The organism is Mycobacterium sp., assembly GCF_032159775.1.
Lineage (GTDB): Bacteria > Actinomycetota > Actinomycetes > Mycobacteriales > Mycobacteriaceae > Mycobacterium.
This window is the reverse complement of sequence record NZ_JAVHWK010000010.1, coordinates 1-21,399: the sequence shown is the minus strand read 5'-3', so window position 1 is coordinate 21,399 and position 21,399 is coordinate 1. Positions and strand designations below refer to the sequence as shown.

The 21,399-nt window shown below is 65.2% G+C and carries 24 protein-coding genes and 1 pseudogene; 12 read left to right on the top strand and 13 right to left on the bottom strand.

Annotation, left to right across the window (positions count from 1 at the left end):
* Positions 1-1,064, bottom strand: a 1,064-nt coding sequence (locus QOJ24_RS01130) for a DNA translocase FtsK 4TM domain-containing protein (protein WP_526258268.1), incomplete at its 3' end; no start/stop codon positions are given.
* A gap of 136 nt (positions 1,065-1,200) precedes the next feature.
* Here QOJ24_RS01130 and QOJ24_RS01125 point away from each other — a divergent pair.
* From QOJ24_RS01125 to QOJ24_RS01110, 4 genes and pseudogenes are all read left to right on the top strand, one after another.
* Complete coding sequence (locus QOJ24_RS01125; protein WP_526258266.1) at positions 1,201-1,515, top strand: putative quinol monooxygenase; 315 nt, start codon at positions 1,201-1,203, stop codon at positions 1,513-1,515.
* A complete protein-coding gene (locus QOJ24_RS01120) occupies positions 1,515-2,318 on the top strand; it encodes a mycofactocin-coupled SDR family oxidoreductase (protein ID WP_526258264.1) in 804 nt (267 codons plus the stop codon). Before QOJ24_RS01125 ends, QOJ24_RS01120 begins: the two co-directional genes overlap by 1 nt.
* Positions 2,318-2,865, top strand: a pseudogene (locus tag QOJ24_RS01115) (class I SAM-dependent methyltransferase). The gene QOJ24_RS01120 and the pseudogene QOJ24_RS01115 overlap by 1 nt, the downstream one beginning before the upstream one ends.
* A gap of 104 nt (positions 2,866-2,969) precedes the next feature.
* Complete coding sequence (locus tag QOJ24_RS01110) at positions 2,970-3,323, top strand: hypothetical protein (RefSeq protein ID WP_526258263.1); 354 nt, start codon at positions 2,970-2,972, stop codon at positions 3,321-3,323.
* On the opposite strand, the gene QOJ24_RS01105 is transcribed toward QOJ24_RS01110, so the two are convergent.
* The 3 genes from QOJ24_RS01105 to thyX are packed head-to-tail and all read right to left on the bottom strand — an operon-like array spanning position 3,320 to position 6,676.
* Positions 3,320-4,996, bottom strand: coding sequence for a ribonuclease J (locus QOJ24_RS01105; RefSeq protein ID WP_526258261.1), 1,677 nt, complete (start codon positions 4,994-4,996; stop codon positions 3,320-3,322). The genes QOJ24_RS01110 and QOJ24_RS01105 overlap by 4 nt on opposite strands.
* Entirely contained in the window at positions 4,996-5,898 is a 903-nt protein-coding gene (gene dapA / locus QOJ24_RS01100) for a 4-hydroxy-tetrahydrodipicolinate synthase (RefSeq protein WP_526258259.1), read from the bottom strand. The genes QOJ24_RS01105 and dapA overlap by 1 nt, the downstream gene beginning before the upstream one ends.
* A gap of 25 nt (positions 5,899-5,923) precedes the next feature.
* Positions 5,924-6,676, bottom strand: a complete 753-nt coding sequence (gene thyX, locus QOJ24_RS01095) for an FAD-dependent thymidylate synthase (protein ID WP_526258257.1) — start codon at positions 6,674-6,676, stop codon at positions 5,924-5,926.
* An 83-nt stretch (positions 6,677-6,759) separates the two neighbouring features.
* Here thyX and QOJ24_RS01090 point away from each other — a divergent pair, with 83 nt between their 5' ends.
* Positions 6,760-7,347, top strand: coding sequence for a tRNA-specific adenosine deaminase (locus QOJ24_RS01090; RefSeq protein ID WP_526258255.1), 588 nt, complete (start codon positions 6,760-6,762; stop codon positions 7,345-7,347).
* On the opposite strand, the gene QOJ24_RS01085 is transcribed toward QOJ24_RS01090, so the two are convergent.
* Positions 7,348-8,190 (bottom strand): enoyl-CoA hydratase/isomerase family protein, encoded by an 843-nt coding sequence (locus QOJ24_RS01085; protein ID WP_526258253.1) that lies wholly within the window; start codon positions 8,188-8,190, stop codon positions 7,348-7,350.
* Between the two features lie 32 nt (positions 8,191-8,222).
* Between QOJ24_RS01085 and QOJ24_RS01080 the strand changes: the two genes are divergently transcribed.
* Positions 8,223-9,098, top strand: coding sequence for an alpha/beta fold hydrolase (locus tag QOJ24_RS01080; protein ID WP_526258251.1), 876 nt, complete (start codon positions 8,223-8,225; stop codon positions 9,096-9,098).
* Here the strand turns inward: QOJ24_RS01080 and QOJ24_RS01075 are convergent.
* Positions 9,088-9,849, bottom strand: coding sequence for a FadR/GntR family transcriptional regulator (locus QOJ24_RS01075; protein ID WP_526258250.1), 762 nt, complete (start codon positions 9,847-9,849; stop codon positions 9,088-9,090). The two genes, QOJ24_RS01080 and QOJ24_RS01075, sit on opposite strands and share 11 nt — an antisense overlap.
* An 85-nt stretch (positions 9,850-9,934) precedes the next feature.
* On the opposite strand from QOJ24_RS01075, the gene QOJ24_RS01070 reads away from it, so the two are divergent.
* Both QOJ24_RS01070 and QOJ24_RS01065 read left to right on the top strand, forming a co-directional pair.
* The gene (locus QOJ24_RS01070; protein ID WP_526258248.1) at positions 9,935-10,846 is read left to right on the top strand and encodes a proline iminopeptidase-family hydrolase; all 912 of its coding nucleotides are present in this window, start codon (positions 9,935-9,937) and stop codon (positions 10,844-10,846) included.
* 23 nt (positions 10,847-10,869) lie between these two features.
* Positions 10,870-12,285, top strand: coding sequence for an amino acid permease (locus QOJ24_RS01065; RefSeq protein ID WP_526258246.1), 1,416 nt, complete (start codon positions 10,870-10,872; stop codon positions 12,283-12,285).
* 8 nt (positions 12,286-12,293) lie between these two features.
* Here the strand turns inward: QOJ24_RS01065 and QOJ24_RS01060 are convergent, their stop codons facing one another.
* From QOJ24_RS01060 to QOJ24_RS01050, 3 genes are read right to left on the bottom strand one after another with little or no spacing between them, the layout of a single operon-like run.
* Entirely contained in the window at positions 12,294-13,502 is a 1,209-nt protein-coding gene (locus QOJ24_RS01060) for a winged helix-turn-helix domain-containing protein (RefSeq protein WP_526258244.1), read from the bottom strand.
* Positions 13,499-13,981, bottom strand: coding sequence for a dihydrofolate reductase (locus QOJ24_RS01055; protein ID WP_526258242.1), 483 nt, complete (start codon positions 13,979-13,981; stop codon positions 13,499-13,501). The genes QOJ24_RS01060 and QOJ24_RS01055 overlap by 4 nt, the downstream gene beginning before the upstream one ends.
* The gene (locus QOJ24_RS01050; RefSeq protein WP_526258240.1) at positions 13,978-14,778 is read right to left on the bottom strand and encodes a thymidylate synthase; all 801 of its coding nucleotides are present in this window, start codon (positions 14,776-14,778) and stop codon (positions 13,978-13,980) included. Before QOJ24_RS01050 ends, QOJ24_RS01055 begins: the two co-directional genes overlap by 4 nt.
* Before the next feature lie 42 nt (positions 14,779-14,820).
* Between QOJ24_RS01050 and QOJ24_RS01045 the strand changes: the two genes are divergently transcribed.
* The gene (locus QOJ24_RS01045) at positions 14,821-15,555 is read left to right on the top strand and encodes a dienelactone hydrolase family protein (protein WP_526258239.1); all 735 of its coding nucleotides are present in this window, start codon (positions 14,821-14,823) and stop codon (positions 15,553-15,555) included.
* Positions 15,556-15,572: 17 nt separating this feature from the next.
* On the top strand, positions 15,573-16,493 hold the full coding sequence (locus QOJ24_RS01040) for an HpcH/HpaI aldolase/citrate lyase family protein (protein ID WP_526258237.1): 921 nt from the start codon (positions 15,573-15,575) through the stop codon (positions 16,491-16,493).
* On the opposite strand, the gene QOJ24_RS01035 is transcribed toward QOJ24_RS01040, so the two are convergent.
* Genes QOJ24_RS01035 through dapB form a run of 4 tightly spaced genes read right to left on the bottom strand, consistent with a single transcriptional unit; the run spans position 16,487 to position 18,676 of the window.
* Positions 16,487-16,957: a hypothetical protein gene (locus tag QOJ24_RS01035; RefSeq protein ID WP_526258235.1), complete on the bottom strand. Its 471-nt coding sequence runs from the start codon at positions 16,955-16,957 to the stop codon at positions 16,487-16,489. The two genes, QOJ24_RS01040 and QOJ24_RS01035, sit on opposite strands and share 7 nt — an antisense overlap.
* A gap of 60 nt (positions 16,958-17,017) precedes the next feature.
* Complete coding sequence (locus QOJ24_RS01030; RefSeq protein WP_526258233.1) at positions 17,018-17,473, bottom strand: flavodoxin family protein; 456 nt, start codon at positions 17,471-17,473, stop codon at positions 17,018-17,020.
* Positions 17,470-17,886 carry a hypothetical protein gene (locus QOJ24_RS01025; RefSeq protein ID WP_526258270.1) on the bottom strand — a complete coding sequence of 139 codons (417 nt, stop codon included), beginning with the start codon at positions 17,884-17,886 and terminating at the stop codon, positions 17,470-17,472. Before QOJ24_RS01025 ends, QOJ24_RS01030 begins: the two co-directional genes overlap by 4 nt.
* 52 nt (positions 17,887-17,938) lie before the next feature.
* Positions 17,939-18,676 (bottom strand): 4-hydroxy-tetrahydrodipicolinate reductase, encoded by a 738-nt coding sequence (gene dapB, locus QOJ24_RS01020; RefSeq protein WP_526258231.1) that lies wholly within the window; start codon positions 18,674-18,676, stop codon positions 17,939-17,941.
* Between the two features lie 44 nt (positions 18,677-18,720).
* Here dapB and QOJ24_RS01015 point away from each other — a divergent pair, with 44 nt between their 5' ends.
* On the top strand, positions 18,721-20,307 hold the full coding sequence (locus QOJ24_RS01015) for an HNH endonuclease signature motif containing protein (RefSeq protein WP_526258229.1): 1,587 nt from the start codon (positions 18,721-18,723) through the stop codon (positions 20,305-20,307).
* Between the two features lie 121 nt (positions 20,308-20,428).
* On the top strand, positions 20,429-21,399 hold a 971-nt coding region (locus tag QOJ24_RS01010; RefSeq protein ID WP_526258228.1), incomplete at its 3' end, for a hypothetical protein.

The following is a 21,399-nucleotide window of genomic DNA, read 5'->3' as shown; positions in this document are numbered from 1 at the left end:
GCCATGCGGTCATTGGACGCACTGCGCCTCTTCGGCGGATCGCCCTTCTTGAGCAGATCCAGCGACGGCAGCGTGTACGGACCGTCCACGACGCGGTCCGACACCAGCTTTGCCGGCTTGGCCGCCTTCTTGCGCTTGGCCGCACGGGTGGGCTCGGGGACCGTCGGCGCCTCATCGTCGAGCGGGTAGTTCTCCATCGGCGTACCGCTCGGCCAGGCCTGCGCCTCCTGGTCGCTGTAGGCCGTCGGATCGTCGTAATAGCCGTCGGAGAAGTCCTCGGGCTGCGCGTCGCGGCTCTCTGCTGGCTCGTCGTCGTCGTAGAACTCCTCGTCGTCGCGCAACAACCCGGTGCCGAACATCGCCCGCAACGTGTCCGGTACCTCGCGGATCGTCGTTCCCGTTATCAGCAGCAGGCCGAACAGCGCACCGATGAACAACAGCGGGGCGGCGATCCACTGGGTCAAGCCCTCCGACAGCGGCCCGCCGATGGCGAAGCCGATGAAGCCGGCGGCGGTCTGCCGTCCCGCCGGGTTGTCCGGCGAGCCGGCCCACAGATGCCACAAACCGAGCATGGGCAGGGTGATCATCGACGCGCCCAGGATCAGCCGCGGCCGGGCGTCGGGATCGGGCTCGGTGCGCATCAGCAGCACCGCGATCGCGATGAGCGCGACCGGCAAGACCAGCACGGCCGAGCCGAACAGCACCCGCAGGAAATTGTCGATCCACCCGCCGACCGGTCGGGCGGCGTGGAACCACGAACTCGCGATGACGATGACGGCGCCGCCGAGCAGCGCAAGGGCGATTCCGTCGCGGGCGTGGCCGGGATCGATATCGCGGGCGCGGCCCACTGACCGGGCCGTCGAGCCCGCGCCCCTGGCGAGCATGAACCAGCCGGCACGGGCGCCCCGTCCGATGGCCAGCCCGGCCGTCGGGATGGGAGAGGCGACGCGCTTCTTGGCCGGCTTGCGGCGCGGCGCGGGTCGGGCCGCGCGGGACCCTGACCGTGAGCCGGCTTTTGACCTGCTCGAACGGGCACCGGAGCGCGCGGCGGTCTTACTAGGCATGGGCCCAAGCCTAGTCGCAGCTGCCCCACATTCACCATCAGCCACACGGGTCACAGTTGGATGTCGAAATTTAGTTAGGTTCGCTGAGTAGGGTGATCAGTTGTCCGAATCCCACTCATCGAGGAGTACCTACCCCATGCCCGTTGTCGTCGTCGCCACCATGAAGGCCAAACCCGAGTCCGTCGACGCCGTGCGGGACGCATGCAAACAGGCGATCGAGGCGGTGCACGAGGAGCCCGGCTGCGAGCTGTATGCCCTGCATGAGGCCGACGGCACGTTCGTGTTCGTCGAGCAGTGGGCCGACGCCGACGCCCTGAAGGTGCACAGCACTGCACCGGCCGTGGGGAACCTGTTCGGCACCATCGGCGAGCACCTCGACGGAGCACCGGACATCAAGATGCTCCAGCCGGTCGTCGCGGGCGATCCGACCAAGGGCCAGCTGCGTTCCTGATGGGGTCGCTCGAGGGGAAGGTTGCGTTCATCACCGGTGCCGCTCGAGGCCAGGGTAGAGCCGAGGCCGTGCGGTTGGCGTCCGACGGCGCCGCCATCATCGCGGTCGACATCTGCGACCAGATCGCATCGGTGCCCTACCCGATGGCCACGGCCGACGATCTCGCGCAGACCGTCAAGCTCGTCGAGGACACCGGCGCGCGGATCGTGGCCCGCGAGGCCGACGTCCGCGATCGCGACGGGCTGAACACCGCCTTGCAGGCCGGTCTGGACGAGTTCGGCAGGCTCGACATCGTCATTGCCAACGCGGGCATCGCCCCGATGGAAGCCGGTGACGACGCATGGCGTGACGTACTGGACGTAAACCTGACCGGGGCTTTTCACACCGTGGAAGTGGCGATACCGACGATGGTGGAGCAGGGCGACGGTGGAGCGATCGTGCTGATCAGTTCCGTCGCCGGACTGGTGCCCATGAACAGCTCTGATCCGGGCGGACTCGGATACACCGCAGCCAAACACGGCATGGTGGGGCTGATGCGGCAATACGCGAACGTCCTTGCTCGGCACAGCATCCGGGTGAACACCGTCCACCCGACCGGTGTCAACACCCCGATGATTGACAACGATTACGTCCGAAGTTGGCTACAGCGCATGGGCGGGGGGGCCGGAGGCAACGCGCTGCCGGTGCCGGCGGTAGAGGCAGAAGACATCGCCAACGCAGTGGCATGGCTGGTATCTGATGCTGCCCGCTATGTCACAGGCGTGACTTTGCCAGTGGATGCGGGCGCGGTAGTCAAACACTGATGGCGCGAAATCCCGCCGCCCAGACAGCCTTCGCGCCGATGGTGGAGGCGGCGATAGAGCATTACGAGCCACCCGATCGCCGTCTCGTCGACGGCATGGACACCAGGGAGATCCGCCTGGCACGCCGCTCCGACGTCCCCGTCTTCGAGGTCGACCTTCCGATCAACATCGGGCGGAAGAAGGCCGCCGTCAGTCGCGCGATCAATGCGATGCCCGCCTCGGTCCATCTAGTGCCGTTGGACTTCGAGCGCGACGACCTGTTCGGCACCCTGACCGAGCACGGTTACCTTAACGACGCCCGCACTTCTTCATCGACGGGCGAAACATGTACGGCGCAACGTTGTTGTACAAGCGCTTCCGGCAACGACAACAGGTGTGGAAGTTCGGCCTGGACCCCGGCGCGGTCGAGGCTTTCGTCGGTGAGTACGGCTGGCGGCTCGTCGAGAACGCAGGTCCCGACTACTACCTGCGGAATTACATCAGACCGGCCGGGCGTGACCGGGCCGCCTCCGATCTCGAGTGGACGGCCTACTGCGCCAAGCCCTGAGCCTGACTCCGTCGTCGATATGGGGCATTTGCCCCTTTCTGTCGACTCGTCGGCCCCCACACACTCGTTCCCACGACATCACCATCGACGAAGGGAACGAAGAAATGACCGGTCCGATTCGCGCCGCTACGCTCGCCATCACCGCTGCAGCCGTTGCATTCGCTTCGCCCGCAGTCGCGACGGCCGAGCCGAGAGAATGGGACATCGGCGCCTACGACCAGTGCGTCGGTTCGTTCGATGGCAATCCCGCCACTTCGGCCGCTGACTATAAGCGCTGGGAAGACCACATGAAGATGTGCTGCGACAAGTCTGGCGGTGTCTACAAATACTCCGGAAACGGCGGGTGCGAATCGCCTCCGAAGGAACAGGCCGAGGCGTGGCACCCGGACTCCGTCCTACCCAGCCAGACGCTGACGCCGGTTATGGATCTGCCGGCGGGAACCATCACCGTCGGCTAAATCTCGATGATCGTCGGCACGATCATCGGCTGCCGACGGTATGTCTCCCCCACCCATTTACCCACGGTGCGGCGCACCGCCTGCGCGATCCTGGCAACGTCGGTGATGTTGTCGGCGGCAAGTGACTCCAGCTCCTCCTCCACCTTGGACGTCACCGGCTCCAGCGCCTTGGGGTCCTCGGAGAAGCCGCGCGAGTGCAGCCGGGCAGGCGCGGCCACCCGTCCGGTTCCGCGGCGCAGCACGATCGTTATCCCGATGAATCCCGATGACAACGTGAGCCGTTCGCCGACGACGGCATCGCCCACGTCACCGGTAATCAACCCGTCGACGAACATCTTGCCGGTGGATACCGCACCAGAAATCGACGCCTTGCCCGCGACCAGATCGACGCTGACGCCGTTCTCCGCCAGCACCACGTTCTCCCCCGGCACCCCCGTGCGCACGGCCAGCGCCGCATTGGCCCGCAGCATCCGCCAGGTTCCGTGCACCGGCATCACGTTGCGCGGGCGGACTCCGTTGTAGAGAAAGAGCAGCTCGCCCGCGTATGCGTGACCCGAGACATGGATGCGCACCTGGGCGTTGGTGACGACGCGGACGCCGATCTTGGCCAAGGCGTCCAGCACGCCGAAGATCGCTTCTTCGTTGCCCGGGATCTGAGACGACGACATGACGATCAGATCGCCCGACGTCAGCGTGATGCTGCGATGTTCGCCTCGCGACATCCGCGACAGCGCGGCCATCGGCTCGCCCTGCGTTCCGGTGGTGACGAGCACGACGCGCCCGGGCGCCATCATCTCCGCTGCGCCGATGTCGATGACGTCGTCGTCGTCGACGGTGAGGTAGCCCAGCTCCTTCGCGATCCCCATATTGCGCACCATCGAGCGGCCGACGAACGACACCTTGCGGCCAAGCGCCACCGATGCGTCGATGATCTGCTGCACCCGACCCACATTGGAGGCGAAGCACGCGACGATGACCCGGCCTTCTGCGCCGCGGATCAGCCGGTGCATGTTCGGACCGATCTCGCTTTCCGACGGGCCCACACCGGGAATCTCGGAGTTCGTCGAGTCGCACAGGAACAGATCGACGCCCGAGTCACCGAGTCGCGACATGCCAGGAAGGTCGGTGGGCCTGCCGTCGGGCGGCGACTGGTCGAGCTTGATGTCCCCGGTGTGCAGCACGGTGCCTGCACCGGTGTGAATCGCGATCGCCAGGCAGCCCGGAATCGAGTGATTGACCGCGAAATACTCGCACTCGAACACGCCGTGAATCGAGCTCTGGCCCTCGGCCACTTCCTCGAAGACCGGTTTGATGCGGTGTTCGCGGCACTTCTCCGCCACCAGCGCCAAGGTGAACTTCGAACCGACAAGCGGGATGTCGGGTCGTAGCTTGAGCAGAAACGGGATGGCGCCGATGTGGTCTTCGTGCGCGTGGGTCAGCACCAGCGCCTCGACATCGTCGAGGCGGTCCTGGATCAGCCGTAGGTCGGGCAGGATCAGGTCGACACCAGGCTCGTCATGGCCGGGGAACAGCACCCCGCAGTCGACGATCAGCAGTCGGCCGAGATGCTCGAAAACCGTCATGTTGCGGCCGATTTCGCTGATGCCGCCCAGCGCGGTGACCCGCAAGCCTCCAGGGACCAGCGGTCCCGGCGGTTTGATATCTGTGTCCACTAGCGAAGTACCGTGGCGGCGCGCATGTCAGCGGCGAGCGCCTCGATCTGGTCAGGCGTGGCAGGCACCTGCGGCAGTCGCGGCTCACCGACATCGATTCCCTGCAGCCGCAGCCCTTCCTTGGCCATCGTGACGCCGCCGAGGCGGGTCTGCGCATCGGCCAACGGTGCGAGCGTCACGTTGATCTTGCGGGCGGTAGCGACATCGCCAGAGTTGAAGGCCGACAACATTTCTCGGAGCTGGCTCGCCGCGACATGTCCCCAGACGCTGACGAATCCGACCGCTCCCATCGCCAGCCAGGGCAGGTTGAGCGCGTCATCACCCGAGTAGTACGCCAAACCGGTCTCGGCGATGATTCGGCCACCGCCGTTCAGGTCACCCTTGGCGTCCTTGATTCCGACGATGTTCGGGTGTTCGGCGACCGCCCGGATGGTGTCCCATTCGATGGGGATTCCCGATCGAATGGGAATGTCGTAGAGCAGAATCGGCGCCGACACGGCGTCGGCGATCGCAGTGAAGTGCGCTGCGAGCCCGGTTTGGGAGGGCCGCGAGTAATACGGGGTGACGACGAGAAGTCCGTGTGCGCCCTCAGCCTCGGATGCCTTCGCGAGGTGCACGCTGTGCGCGGTGTCGTACGTTCCCGCGCCCGCGACGATCCTGGCGCGATCACCGACGGCGTCCAGCACCGCCCTCAGCAGCGCGATCTTCTCGTCATCGGTCGTCGTCGGTGATTCGCCGGTGGTACCCGACAGCACCAAGCCGTCGCAGCCGGCATCCACCAGATGGGTGGCCAGGCGCGCTGCGGTGGTGGTGTCCAGCGAGCCGTCGGGCTTGAACGGCGTCGCCATCGCGGTCAGCACGGTGCCCAGGCGGGCCTGCACGTCGAATCCGCTGGTGCTCACGAACACCAAGATTACCCGGTGGAGGTCAAGCCTCCGTGGCCAACGGGGACGTGGCGACCTCGGTGCCGTCCGCCAGCGTTGCGATCTCGAAGTCGGCGAAGGCTTGCGGTGCGACCGCGACGAGTTGGCGCAGGCACGCGATGGCCAGCCCGCGGATTTCCAGGTCGGCCTGTTCGCTGGCCCGCATGGCGATGAAGTGCCGCCAGGCCCGATAGTTGCCGGTGACGACGATGCGGGTCTCTGTGGCGTTCGGCAGGACCGCGCGGGCGGCCTGACGGGCCTGTTTGCGACGGATCGCGGCGTTGGGCTGGTCGGCGAATTTGGCCTCCAACCGGGTCAGCAGTTCGGTGTAGGTCGCGCGACTGGCGTCAGCGGCGGCGGTGAACAGGTCCTGCAATTCCGGGTCGTCCTCCATGCCGGGAGGCAGAACGACCTGTGAGTCCTGCTCGGGCACGTACCGCTGGGACAACTGCGAATAGGAGAAGTGGCGGTGCCGGATCAGCTCGTGGGTGCATGACCGCGAGACCCCGGTGATGTAGAACGACACCGTCGCGTGCTCGAGCACCGAGAAGTGTCCGACGTCGATGATGTGCCGCAGATAATCGGCATTGGTAGCCGTTCGGGGGTTCGGCTTGGACCAGCTCTGATAGCAGGCCCGACCAGCGAACTCCACCAGCGCCGGTCCGCCGTCCGCGTCGGTGCTCCACGGGACGTCGGGTGGGGCCAAGAACTCCGTCTTGGCGATCAACTGCACGCGCAACGGCGCGGTCTCGGCCACGGCTCACCCTAACGCGGGCACCGTTACTAAAGCGTTGCGGCTTGCATACCGGATCCGCTGCCTTGCGTCGCTAAGCTGCAGCGATGGGCGACAACACCGTCGCGTCGCGCCTCCTCAATGTCATGGAGCACGACATCCTGCCGATGACCGAGCGTGGCGTCGCCGCCGGCAACAAGATTTTCGGCGCCGCTCTTCTGCGCAAATCCGATTTCTCGGTGGTCATCGCAGGCACCAACAGCGAAACCGCCAATCCCCTGCTGCACGGCGAGATCAGCACGCTGAACCAGTTCTACGGAATGACCGGACGACCGTCGACCCGCGACTTGGTGTTCCTGTCCACCCACGAACCGTGCCCGCTGTGCCTTTCGGCGATCACCTGGTGCGGGTTCGACAACTTCTACTACTTCTACACCTACGAGGATTCGCGGGACGCCTTCGGAATCCCGCACGACTTGAAGATCCTCAAGGAGGTCTTCGGTGTGGAAGACGGCCAGTACCGCCGATCAAACGCGTTCTGGACCGCGTATTCGATCGGCGCGCTGGTCGAGACCGAGCCAGAGCCGCAACGCACCAAACTGCGTGAACAGGACAGGCGGATTCGCGCCGTCTACGCGGGGCTGTCCGAGCAGTATCAGCGTTCCAAGGCCGATAACGACATTCCGTTCAACTGACTAGTCCCCGCCAAGCTGCCCCACGTGGTGGCCGAGGCGGGTTTCGACGTCTCCAGGCTCGTGAAAGCCGCGCTCGAACAGCTTCTGGATGCGGGCCTGGGCGGCCGGCCGCGCCAGCGCGGCGAGAAATGCGTCCCATTCGGGCGCGATCTCCGCGTCGGGCGGCAGGCTGTTCTCGTTCACCAACCGCTTCGTCTCGGCGAGCGCCTCTTTGTCAAACGTCGAGATGCGCGTCGCGAGCGCGTCGACGAAGCCGTCCAGTTCCCTGTCGGGAAACGAACGGTTGACGTACCCGTAGCGCTCTGCGAGGTCGCCGTCGACATCGTCGGCGCCCAGCAGGACTTCTAATGCGCGGCCACGTCCGATCAGTCGCGGCAGCCGCGCCATCGGTCCGCCGCCGGGCACCAGGCCCGCACCCACCTCCCACTGCGACAGGATCGCCTTCTCCCGACTGGCGAAGCGCATGTCACTGGCGAGGGCAAGCTCACTGCCGACGCCGGTGGCACGCCCACGAATGGAGGCGATGGACACCACGGGTGCACGGCTGAGCCGGGCAAGCATGTCTGGCAGCGCCTGCAGTCCGGTCGGCCCGGCGGGGAACTTCGCGGACTCCTCGAGCGGTGTCACGAAGTCGTAGTGGGTGATGAAGAAACCGTCCACGGCGCTGTCGAAGACGACGACCTTGACGTGTTCGTCCGTCTCCAGCGCGGTGATGGCTTCGTGGAGCTGCGGAATCGCCTCGGGGCCAAAGATGTTCAGCGGTGGCATGTCGAAGGTCACCCGCCAGAACCCCGGCGAGTGCTTCGTCAGGCGAACCTGGGAGGCTGGTGTGTGGTGGGTCAAGGCCGGGCTCCTCGCGTCTAGCATTCGTGTCCATGACGCCGACCCGATTCCGGACCGTCACCTTCGATGGCGTGAAACTGTTCTACCGCGAAGCAGGCCCATCCGACGCCCCTTCGGTTCTACTACTGCACGGCTTCCCGTCCTCGTCGAGAATGTGGCAGCCAATGATCGACCGACTCTGTGACCGCTTTCACCTGATCGCTCCCGACTACCCGGGTTTCGGGCACAGCGATGCACCTGCAGCCGACGACTTCGACTACACGTTCGACCATATTGCCGAGGTCATCGAGGGATTCATCGACATGGTTGCTCTGCAACGCTATTCGCTCGTCATGCAGGATTACGGCGGGCCGGTTGGCATGCGTCTTGCGCTGCGTCGATCGGACCGCGTCAACTCACTCGTCGTGCACAATGCGGTCTGCCACGAGGACGGGCTCGGCCCGCTGTGGGAGACGCGGCGCGCTTTCTGGACCGACCGTGCGAGCCATGAGGCGGCGCTGCGGGAGAACTTTTTCTCTCCTGCTGCGACCCGTCTCCGCCACGTCGGCAACAGCCCGGAGCCCGATCGCTACGACCCCGATCTGTGGACCGACGAACTCGCCTTCCTCAGCCGGCCTGGCCAGGCGGACATTCAGACAGACCTGTTCTACGACTACCGAACCAACGTCGCGAACTATCCGCGTTGGCAGCAGTGGCTACGCCAAACGCTCCCGCCGCTGCTGGTGGTCTGGGGCCGTTACGACCCATCCTTCGAAGTGGCCGAGGCCGAGGCGTACCGGCGTGACGTTCCCGACGCCGAAGTGCACGTCATCGACGCCGGCCACTTCCCACTCGACGAGGCCCCCGATCGGGTGTCCCAGCTCACCGGCAGTTTTCTCGACGCACGACGCCGGTTCGTCAGTCGGTGAGCACGCCCGCGCGCTCCATCGCCGACGTGATGAGCTCGATGTCGATGAGCCCGTGATGGCGGGCGAGATGATCGGCATCGTCGGCACGGCCGTCGGCGATGGCGCCGATCAGTTGTTCATGTTCCTGCAGAGCGCGTAATTCCATGGCGCGCATCGTTTTCGGCTCCCCCCACGGATGAGCCGGAGCGGCAATACTCACCGTCGCCAACAAGTCGAGCAGCACTTGTTTGAGCACGTCGTTGTGGGCCGCATCCATGATCGCCAGATGGAGCCGGCTGTCCGCCTGCTGGGCGGCCAGGCCGCTCTCTGCGGATCGGTAGTCATCGAATCTGGCGCGGATCACCGATATGTCGTGTTCGGTGCGCGACTCCGCGGCAGCTCGCGAAACGGTTCCCTGCACCCGACAAATCGCGTCACAGCGGTTCCTCAGTTCGTCCAGTCGCATGCGCAGCGTGCGGCCGACCGCCTCGGTGGACGATTCCGGCCATTGATGGAGCACGTACGACCCTCCGCCGCGGCCACGACGTGTTTCGATCAACCCGCGATCGAGAAGGCGCGCCAGCGCCGCCCGCACCGTCATGCGGCCCGCGCCCAGCGACGCGGCGAGGTCCCGCTCAACCGGCAACCGCACGCCGGGCAGGTACTCACCGATCGCTATCGCGGTGATCAGCCGATCGGTGATCTCGTCGACGCGGGTCGGCGTATCACGCTGGTGGGGTAGCAACACTCCCGGTGCGCCGTTGTGCGCCATGAGTCATTTCCTTGTCGTCAGCACAAATGTTAAATCCCGATCAATGGTCTTGTCATGAGACCTTTACGGGTTCATGCTGAACTTCATGGCTCGTACCACCCAGATGATTCCGTTTCGCGGCCACGAGACCTGGGTCCAGATCACCGCACCGAACGACCCGCAGCCGGGCGCGCTGCCGCTGTTCGTTCTGCACGGCGGACCCGGCATGGCGCACAACTACGTCCGCAATTTCGCCGAGCTGGCATCAGAAACCGGTCGCACCGTCATCCACTACGACCAGATCGGCTGCGGCAACAGCACCCACCTGCCCGATGCACCCGCCGACTTCTGGACGCCCGCCCTGTTCGTCGAGGAGTTCCACACCGTCCGCGAAGCGCTGGGCATCGACGAGTTCCACGTGCTCGGCCAGTCCTGGGGCGGCATGCTCAGCGCCGAGATCGCCGTCCTGCAGCCGCCCGGTTTGAAGTCGGTCGCGATCTGCAACTCGCCGGCATCGATGGCGCTGTGGATGGCAGGCTGCGCGGAACTGGTGGCAGCGCTGCCCCCGGATGTGCGGGATGCACTGATTCGGCATGAGGAGGCGGGCACCGTCACCGATCCGGAGTATTTGGCGGCGACCGACGAGTTCTACCGGCGCCATCTGTGCCGGGTGGTACCCATGCCGCAGGACCTCGTCGAGACGATCGAGCAGATGGAGGCCGAGCCCACGGTCTACCACACCATGAACGGCCCCAACGAGTTTCACGTGCTCGGAACGCTGCGCGAGTGGAGCATCATCGACCGGCTGCCCCAGATCGTCGCACCCACGATCGTCATCGCAGGCGAGTTCGACGAGGCCACTCCGGAGGCCTGGCAGCCGTATGTCGACCAGATCGCCGGCGCGGAGAGCCAGGTTTTTCCCGACACCAGCCACTGTTCGCATTTGGAGAAGCCAGAAGACGTTCGCGCCGTCGTGGCCGCGTTCCTCGCCCGCCACGACGCGACAGCCCGCGTCTAGCCCATCGACCCGACAGGACAGTCATGGAAGGTCAACGCTCGCTCGAATCCTTCGGCTACGAGCAGGAATTGCATCGCTCGGTCGCCACAGTCGATCTCCTCATCTATGGACTGGTGTTCATGGTGCCCATCGCACCGTGGGCGATCTTCGGCACCGTTTACAACAGCGCTTCGGGCATGGTTCCGCTGGTCTACGTCATCGGCCTGATCGCCATGGTGTTCACCGCGATGGCGTATGCCCAGATGGCGCGGTCGTTCCCGCTGGCGGGCTCGGTCTTCTCCTACGTCGGCCGTGGAATCCATCCGGGTGCAGGATTTTTCGCAGGCTGGGCAATCCTGCTCGACTACCTGTTGGTGCCGACGCTGCTCTACGTCTTCGCCGCCGAGTCGATGATCGGTCTGTTCCCGGACACACCGCGCTGGCTGTGGGCGATCGTGTTCGTCATCGTCAACACCGTGATCAACCTGCTCGGCATCGACTCGCTGAAGATGGCCAACCGCGTGTTCCTGGCCATCGAGTTGGTCTTCGTCGTCATCTTCGTCTACATCGCGTTTCGCGCGATCAGCGGCGGTTCGCTGCCCGATGTCGGCTGGAGCACCACGCCGATTTGGAACTCGGAACTCGTCAGCGCGCCGTTGATCGCATCGGCACTGTCGATCGCGGTGCTGAGTTTCCTTGGCTTCGACGGAATTTCCACCCTGGCAGAGGAGTCGACAGGTAAGCGCAACCCCGCGGGCCGCGCGATGGTCGGCTCGCTGTTCATCGTGGCGTTCCTGTTCATCGTCCAGACGTGGCTCGCCAGCCTGCTCGCCGGCGGGCGGGAGTCGTTCAGCGATGACGAGGCGGGCAACGCGTTCTTCAAACTGGTCGAGGCGGCGTCGAACACCGGATGGATGAACGCCTTCTTCGTCGTCAACGTGTTGGCGGTCGGATTCGCCAACGCCATGGCCGCCCAGGCGGCGACCAGCCGGCTGCTGTACTCGATGAGCCGGGATCGCCAACTGCCTGGCTTCTTGTCGAAGATCAGTGCCCGCCAGGTTCCGATAAACGCGATCCTCGTGGTCAGCGCGATCAGCGTGGTGCTCGTGCTGTTCTTCGTCGGCCAGATCGGGCTCATCTCCTCGCTGGTGAACTTCGGTGCGCTGTTCGCCTTCTGCCTGCTGCACGTCTCCGTCGTCTGGTACTACATCGGTCACAAGAAGTCGAAGAACTATCTGCTGCACCTGGTTGTGCCCACGCTCGGGTTCCTGATCATCGGCTACGTGCTGTTCAACGCCGACCCGCTCGCCAAGATCGGCGGCATTGTGTGGCTCGTGATCGGCGCAGTGGTGTTCATCGTCAACAGGGTCACCGGCCGCGGCGTACCGAAGTTCCGCGACGAACTGCCGGTCGAAGGCGAGGGTGTCGGCGCGGCGTCCGAGAAATCAGTGCAGGAGTAAGTCGCCGCTCACACCAACGCCCGGCGCAACTCCCCGGCCAGGTCACCGCGCATGCCGACGGTGACGTCAGCGAGCTCCAGCCACGACGCCATCGACCGCAACTCGCCCGCCAGCGCCGTTGCCACCCGCGCTGAGTCCTGTCCCGGCTCGGTGAACGCACCGACCACGTTGAGAGCACCGGATGCGCGTTCGGCCTTCAGGTCGACGCGGCCGACAAGCTGCCCGTCGAGCAGGAACGGCCATACGTAGTAACCGAATTCACGCTTCGGCGCGGGCGTATAGATCTCGATGCGATAGCGGAAACCGAACAGCCGTTCGACGCGTGGCCGGAAGAAGATCAGCGGGTCGAACGGGCACAGCAGCGCAGTCCCCCGATCCCGGCGCGGAATGACTTGGCCGGCACGCAGGTACGCCGGCGCCTTCCATCCGTCGATCTCGACCTGTTCGAGCTCCCCATCGGCGACCAACGAGGCCAGCGCCGGCTGGATCTGGCCCGCCCCCAGCCGGAAGTAGTCGCGAATGTCCGCCTCGGTGCCGACGCCAAGCGCGGTAGCCGCCCGCACCGTCAGCTCGCGGATCGCTTCGTTGTCGTCGACCTCACGCGCCAGTACCTCCGGCGGAAGTACCTTCTCCGTCAGTTCGTAGTGCCGCGCGAAGCCGACCCGGGTGGCGGTCGTCAACACACCCGCCGACCACAGCGCCTCGGCCACCCACTTGGTTTCGCTACGATCCCACCACGGACCTTTCCTGCCACGTGGCTCCGATTCAAGGTGCGCCTCGATCTGACCGGCTGTCGACGGCCCGAGCTCAGCGACGGCGGCGACGATGTCATCGGCCAGCCGGGGATTCTTCTTGACGATCTCCCTGCCCCACCGACCGTGGGTGTACTCCCGCATCCGCCAGCGAAGCAGGGGCCAGTCGTCGACGAACATCAGGGCGGCCTCGTGTGCCCAGTATTCGACAAGCAGCCGAGGCGACCGTGCGCTGTGACTCCACGCCGCGCGGTCCACCACGTCTCTGTCGTAGGGGCCCAGACGGCTGAACACCGGCGCGTAGTGCGCCCGCACCGCAACCGACACCGAATCGAGTTGCAGCACCTGTATTCGCGAGATCAGCCGTCGTAGATGCGCACGGTTCACCGGCCCGCGCGGCTTGGGCTCGTGGAACCCTTGGGCCGCGACCGCAACCCGACGAGCCTGACCTGCGGTGAGCTTCATGCGCGCTGATAGCTGGTGAACCGGTATCGCAGGCCCGACGTGCTGGCCATCCAGTCGCCCTCGACGCCCACCCACGCCTCGTCGAGCACCGGCGCGACGACGTCGTCGTCCTCACGCGGCAGGTCGACCTCCACCTCGGTGACCTCGCACCTGGTCGCGATCGGAAGGGCCAGTGTGTAGATCTGCCCGCCGCCGATCACCCACATCTCGTCATCGGCGGCCACCTCATCGAGCCCGCCCACCACCGTCGCGCCATCGGCCATGTAGTCAGCTTGCCGGGTCACTACGACATTTCTCCGGCCGGGCAACGGCCGCACTTTGCCTGGCAGCGACTCCCATGTCAGCCGGCCCATGACCACGGTATGGCCCGTGGTGAGCTCTTTGAAGCGGGCCAGGTCCTCGGGCAGCCGCCACGGGATGGCGCCGGCGCGTCCGATCACACCGGAGGGCGACTGGGCCCAGATCAGGCCCACCGTCATACCGCTACGGGTGCCTTGATGGCCGGGTGCGGGTCGTAGTTCTTGATGACGATGTCGTCGTAGGTGTAGTCGAAAATCGAATCCCGGGGCGCCAGAACAAGTTCCGGATACGGCCGAGGCTCGCGGCTCAACTGCTCGGTGACCTGCTCGACGTGGTTGTCGTAGATGTGGCAGTCACCGCCGGTCCACACGAACTCCCCGACGTCGAGGCCCGCCTGCGCCGCCATCATGTGCGTGAGCAGCGCATAGCTGGCGATGTTGAACGGAACGCCGAGGAACAGGTCGGCGCTGCGCTGGTAGAGCTGGCAGCTCAACCTGCCGTCGGCGACATAGAACTGGAAGAACGCGTGGCAGGGCGGCAGCGCCATCTGCGGGATCTCGCCGACGTTCCATGCCGAGACGATGTTGCGCCGCGAATCAGGATCGGACTTCAGCAGCTCCAACGCGGCACTGATCTGGTCGACGTGCTCGCCGGACGGCGTCGGCCACGACCGCCACTGGACGCCATAGACAGGCCCGAGATCGCCTGTGTCACTGGCCCATTCGTCCCAGATCGTGACACCGTGGTCCTGCAGCCAGCGCACATTCGAGTCACCGCGCAGGAACCACAGCAGCTCGTAGATCACCGACTTCAGATGCACCTTCTTCGTGGTGATGAGCGGGAAACCGGCCGCCAGGTCGTAGCGCAACTGGTGACCAAAGAGGCTGCGGGTACCTGTGCCGGTGCGGTCCGGCTTGGGTGTGCCACGGTCGAGCACCACGCGCAGCAGATCCTCGTAGGGGGTGGCGATCGGCACGCCGCCCAGCTTACGTCCAGAGCAGTGGCGTAGAACGGAAGCATGCCGAGTGTTTCTGCCACCATCACCACGCCGGACGGCACCTGCCCCGCCACCCTGCACACCCCCGAGGGCTCCGGCCCGTGGCCGGGGCTCGTGATGTTCCCGGACGCGGGAAGTGTCCGCGACACCATGCACGAGATGGCCCAGAGAATGGCCGACTACGGCTACGCCGTGCTGCTACCCGACGTCTATTACCGGCACGGTGACTGGCAGCCATTCGATATGGGAACCGTGTTCAGCGACCCCGCGCAACGGACCCGGCTGATGACGATGGTCGGCTCGCTGACCCCCGACATGATCGCCAGCGACGCGGGCGCGTTCTTCGACTTCCTCGAGGCGCGCCCGGAGGTCAAGGGCTCCCGGTTCGGGGTCTTCGGCTACTGCATGGGCGGCCGGGCCTCGGTGATCGTTGCCGGACGGCACCCCGAGCGCGTCGGCGCCGCCGGCTCGTTTCACGGCGGCGGCCTGGTCACCGACGATCCGAACAGCCCGCATCTGCTCGCCGACAAGATCAACGCCACCGTCTACGTGGCCGGCGCGGAGAACGACGGAAGCTTCACCGCCGAGCATGCCGAAACCCTGGACAAGGCGCTGACCGCGGCCGGTGTCGAGCACATGGTCGAGTTCTATCCGGCCGGGCACGGGTTCGCCGTCCCGGACAACCCGCCCTACGACAAGTCCGCAGCCGACCGGCACTGGGCCGCGCTCGAGAAGCTCTTCGCCGCACTTCCCTGACCTGGCACCATAGGAGGGTGGACAACGAGGTCAGCAGCACCCAGGACGACGCGGATATCGGCTCGCGGATCAACCCCGTTCTCGCCAGGAGTTGGCTGCTGGTCAACGGCGCGCAATACGAAAGGTTCGCGCCTGCCGTTAGGTCGCGCGCCGACATCGTGGTCCTCGACATCGAGGATGCGGTCGCCCCGAAGGACAAGGCCGCGGCCCGCGACAACGTGACCAAGTGGCTGGCCGAGGGCAACGGCGACTGGGTCCGCGTCAACGGCTTCGGAACGCAGTGGTGGCAGGACGACCTTGAAATGCTGTCGGGCACATCGATCGGCGGCGTGATGCTGGCGATGGTCGAGTCCGTCGATCACGTCACTGAGACCGCCAAGCGGCTGGCAGGCGTTCCCATCGTGGCACTCGTCGAGACGGCCCGCGGGCTGGAGCGGATCACCGAGATCGCAGCGGCGAAGGGCACGTTCCGGCTCGCCTTCGGTATCGGGGACTTCCGTCGCGACACCGGCTTTGGCGACAACCCGACCACTCTGGCCTATGCGCGCTCGCGGTTCACGATCGCGGCGAAGGCTGCACATCTACCGGGCGCCATCGACGGCCCCACCGTCGGGTCAAGCGCGTTGAAGCTGAGCGAGGCCACCGCTGTCTCCGCCGAGTTCGGGATGACCGGCAAGATCTGCCTGACACCGGATCAATGCGCAACCGTGAACGAGGGGCTGTCGCCGTCCCTGGACGAAATCAACTGGGCGAAAGAGTTTTTCCTCGAGTTCGAGCGCGACGGCGGCGAGATCCGCAACGGGTCAGACCTGCCGCGTATCGCCCGCGCCAACAAGATCCTCGACCTGGCCCGTTCCTACGGGATCGAGTCGTCCGAGTTCGACGACGTCGACGACCCCGCGCACATCCCGGCGCCGTCGGACACTTACCACTACTGAGCTTTCGGCACCTCGTCATCGTTGCGGTGCAGGAAGTTGGCTATTGCGCGCGCTATGCCGCGTCCCGCATAGATGGCGGCGACGACCGAAAGAATAATCATCAGAATGAACATCACCAGCCAGTTGGCCCGGCTGTGACTGACGTTCCACCAGATGATGGTGAAGAGAATCGCGCAGATGAAGACCACGATGTCGCGCCAGTTACCGCCGTAGGAAACTGCGGCCTCACGCAGGGCCCGACTCTTCTCCGTCGCGGCGACCAGGTCGCTGATGCGTTCGTCGATGCTGGCCTTGAGGCGGGCCTTCAACTCGGGCTGATCATCCGGGAGCCGCTCGAGCAGGTCCATGTCCTTGGCGATCATTGCGCGGACGTCGGGTCCTTTGAAGCTTCCAGCGGCGGCGCCCAGCAGCGCTCCGCCCGCGATTGGCGCTGCGCCCAAGGCGAGTTCGGCGATACCTGGCATAACAAGCTTTCTACCGGGTTGAAGGGTTCGCGGTGCGGTTATCGACGCTCCGTCATTGGGTCACTCCATCAGTTGAGCCGCCAGCGTGGCACCGAGATTCCAGCACGCTTCGAGATCGTCCTTGCTGGGCTTGCCTGACACCACGACGGTATCGGCAGCCTTGGTCCAGCCCAGGCCCGTCGTGATGGAGTCGATTCCCCGCTCGGCGCCCTCGGTGCCCTCGTTGCCGTGCAGGAAGACGCCGAACGGTCGCCCGCCGGTGGTGTCAAGGCACTGGTAGTAGCAGACGTCGAACGCGTGCTTCATCGCGCCGCTCATGTAACCGAGGTTGGCTGGGGTACCCAGCAGATAGCCGTCGGCCTCGAGCATGTCCGTCGCCGACAACGTCAACGCTGGTCGTCGAACGACGTCGACGCCCTCGATCTCGGGATCAGTCGCGCCGGATATGACCGCCTGGAGCATCTCGTGCGTGTGCGGCGACGGCGTGTGATGAACGATCAACAGCCTCTTGGTCATTCCGCCTCCTGCAGTTCGACAGCCTTCTTCATCGCCTCTCGCGCACGGCTGCGGTCGCCGGCATAGTCATACGCCCGTGCGAGCCGGTACCAACGCAGCCAGTTGTCGCGGTCTCGCTCCAGTTCGTCGCGGACGGTCTCGAACAACTCGTCGGCCGCGTCGCGCTGGACACGGCCAGACGGCATTGTCCGGAGGGCGCTGACGTCGAGCTCCATGCCCTGTTCGCGGGCAAGGCGCGCCAGCCGCTGGTGCGCGAGGCCCGCCTGCAGTGTGCTGACCATCACCCAGATGCCAATCAGCGGCATGACCAAGATCGCGAAGCCGAGGCCGACCGCCGCCCCGCTGCCCGACGTGATGAACGCCCATGCGATCCGGCCGAGAAGAAGGAAGTAGACGACCATCGCGACGCACATGAAGCCGATGAGCAGCTGGATGCGCAGCGCACGGCCGCCCTCGGATGTCACGTCAGGTCAGGTCGAGTAGCGGCTCTATGCCAACGGTTAGTCCCGGGTGTTCCTTCACCTTCCGGACCGCCAGCAGCACACCGGGCACGAACGAGTTGCGGTCGAGGCTGTCGTGACGGATCGTCAGCGTCTCACCCTGAGTGCCGAAGAGCACTTCCTGGTGCGCGACCAGCCCGGCCAGCCGGATGGAGTGCACGGGTATGCCGTCGACGTCCGCTCCCCTGGCACCGTCCAAACCCGTGCTGGTGGCATCGGGGTTGGGCGGCATATCTTTTCGGGCTTCGGCGATGAGTCGTGCCGTGCGTGCCGCGGTACCCGACGGTGCGTCGGCCTTGTGCGGGTGATGCAGCTCGATGACCTCCACCGACTCGAAGAATCTCGCCGCTTGTTGCGCGAAGTGCATCGAGAGGACGGCGCCGATCGCGAAGTTCGGCGCGATGAGGATGGCGACCTCAGGTTTGGCGGTCAACCAGCTGCGCACCTGTCCGATCCGTTTGTCGTCGAACCCGGTGGTGCCGACGACGGCGTCGATGCCGTTCTCGATGAGGAACTTCAGGTTGTCCATCACCACGTCGGGGTGGGTGAAGTCGATGACGACGTCGGTGTCGCCGTCGGTGAGCAGGGTGAGCGGATCACCGGCGTCGACCTCGGCCGACAAGGTCAGGTCGTCGGCTTCGCGAACCGCCTGCACCATGGTCGCCCCGACCTTGCCCTTGCTGCCCAGCACTGCGACTCGCATGGCCTCACCCTAGTTTGTCGGTGGGCTCGAATATTATCGAATGTATGTTCGACACGATGGCTCCGGCCGGGCTGGCTCCAACCGAGTTGGTGCTGGCGATCGCCGACTCGCAGCGCCAGGAGTCGATGCTGGTGGCTCGCCGGCTGGCCGATATCGCCGAGTTGTTGGCCCAGCGCACCGATGAGGTCGAAATAGAGGACCCTGATCCGGGCTTCATGATCGTGACGGGCTTTCAACGCACCACCGCCGAGGTCGCTGCCGCGTGCAACCTCTCCCCTGCGGCCGCCAGCGTGATGGTGTCGCACGCCGACGCGTTGGTACAACGGCTGCCCGAGGTGGCGGCACTTCTCGCGATCGGCGATACCGATTGGCGCACCGTGCAGATCATCATCAGCCGCACCGAGTTCGTCAAAGACTCGTTGATGAACGCGTTGGACGCTGATCTCGCCCAACGAATTGCTCAGTGGCGCTGCTGGTCCCGCAAGAGAGTCATCAACACCGTCGACGCGGCCGTGCGCCGGATCGATCCCGACGCCGCTCGCGAGCGAAAACGGCGCGAGGACAGGCGTCACTGCGATGTGATCGCGCTCGGTGACGGCACCGCCAAAGTCGACGGCATTGTCGCCGCCGAGGCGGGCGCGGCCTTCGACACGCGCCTGACCGACTTGGCCAGTGCTGTCTGTCGCGACGATCCCCGCACCGTTGATCAGCGACGCTCCGATGCTATGGAAGCGATGGCCGAGGGACGGAGGCTCGGCTGTCTATGCGGCGCCGCGGACTGCCCGAACAAATCGGATGACACCGCCCCAACCGTCAGGATCGTGGTCAACGTCATCGCGGGTGCGGACACCGTGATGTGCGGCGGCGCGCAGCCCGGATACATCGAGGGCTACGGCGTCATCGACGCCGAGCAGGTCCGTTCACTGGCCGAGAAGGCCAGCGTGCGGATACTCGAGGAGCCGTCGGTCAGCCCGGCCGAGGCGCTGCGGTACCAACCCACCGCCGCAGTCGAGCGATGGGTGCGGAAGCGCGACATGACGTGCCGCTTCCCCGGGTGCGACCGCAGCGCTGTGATCTGCGATGTGGACCACACCATCCCGTTCAATCACGCCGATCCGCGCAACGGCGGCCTGACGGTCCCGTGGAATCTCAAATGCATGTGCCGCCAACATCATCGCGACAAAACGTTCGATGAGGGCTGGCGCGACGAACAGTTGCCTGACGGAACGGTGGTGTGGACCTCGCCCACCGGCCAGGTCTACGAAACTACTCCCGGCGGGGTCGACCTGTTCCCCCACATGGCTTCATCAACTGCGTGCCGCGAACCGAAACCCGTTCGTCGCAACCGCTCCCGGGAGCGGGCAGCCCGCATCGCGCGCATCCGCTGCCGCAACAAGGTTCAGCGGCCCATCAACAAGGCGCACCGCCGACTGCAACAAGCCCGCTATGACGAGATCGCCCATCGCAAAGACCGCAACCGCATGCGCAAAATGCTGTTCATCCTGAAGGGCCGACCCAGCACCAGCCCTTACTGCACATGGATCAACGACGACTTCGAGCCCGAAGAGCTGCCGCCGGATTGGCGGCCCCCTCCCGATCCACATCCGCAGCCCGACGACCCGCCCTTCTGACGCCACTCGGATCGGTTCGCGAGCTTCTCGCGTGGTGCCGCTCGAAGACGCCCCTGATGCCTCACAATCAGTTTGCGGATATGACTGACGTGAGCCAGGACAGGCGTAAAGGGGTTTGCGCGTGAGCCAACCAACTTTCATAGCCAATCAGGGCGACCCTGAGGTGCCCAATACGCCTGTGGTGCCCAATACGCTTGCCGTATACCGCAACTTGCGTATTGGCTTGGGCATGACGGCGGTCCTGCTCCTGGCATCGATCCTCATCCAAAGCACATATACGCGCCAGCCGAAAGACAAACATTGTTGGCAAGGAGCCCTCAGCGAATACTTCTACACGTCTGCGCACAGCATCTTCATCGCATCGCTTCTGGGACTCGCCACGTTGTTCTTCGTCTACCGAGGCAGCAGCGACACGGAGAATGCTCTGCTGACACTGGCTGGTGTAGCTGCGCTGACCGCTGCGCTGGTGCCGCAGGGGAAGGATTACATCAAACAATGCACACCACTCTTCATCCCGGACGACCTCAAGGTAGCGGACGTGATTCGGCCCAACCTGGTGGCAATTGTCGCGGCTCTCGGTCTGGCGTGGGTAATCACGTTGTTTCAGCGCCACTACGACCGGAGGGACGAGGACGGCATCAAAATCCGGCAGAAGAAGAGCCCTGGGGGGATTGTGGCGCGGTGCATTCTCTGGCTGGTCGTGGCGGCTGGGTTGATTGCCCTCTGCTTACCGATGGTCGACTCACGAGACTATGCGCACGGCACAGCCGGGTTTCTGCTGCTGTCGTCTTTTATCGCTACCGTGTTCGTTACCGCACACCTCGCGAATCGAGAGGAAATGTCGCCGCGCGCGGACGGACTTCAGCGGTTCTACAGATGCTTCTACCGGTGGTGGCGCTGGGTGATGCTGGTGACGTTTTTCGGAATAATCGCAGTGCAATTAATTTGGCACGAATTTTTCGGGGGCCTATGGGCCACTATCTTGGAAGCCTCGGTGACCCTGGAATTCTGCGTGTACTGGGCGGTCCAGACCTTCGACCTGTGGGATGACCCTGACCGTAGGTACCGCCTGAGCGAAGCGGACCAATATCG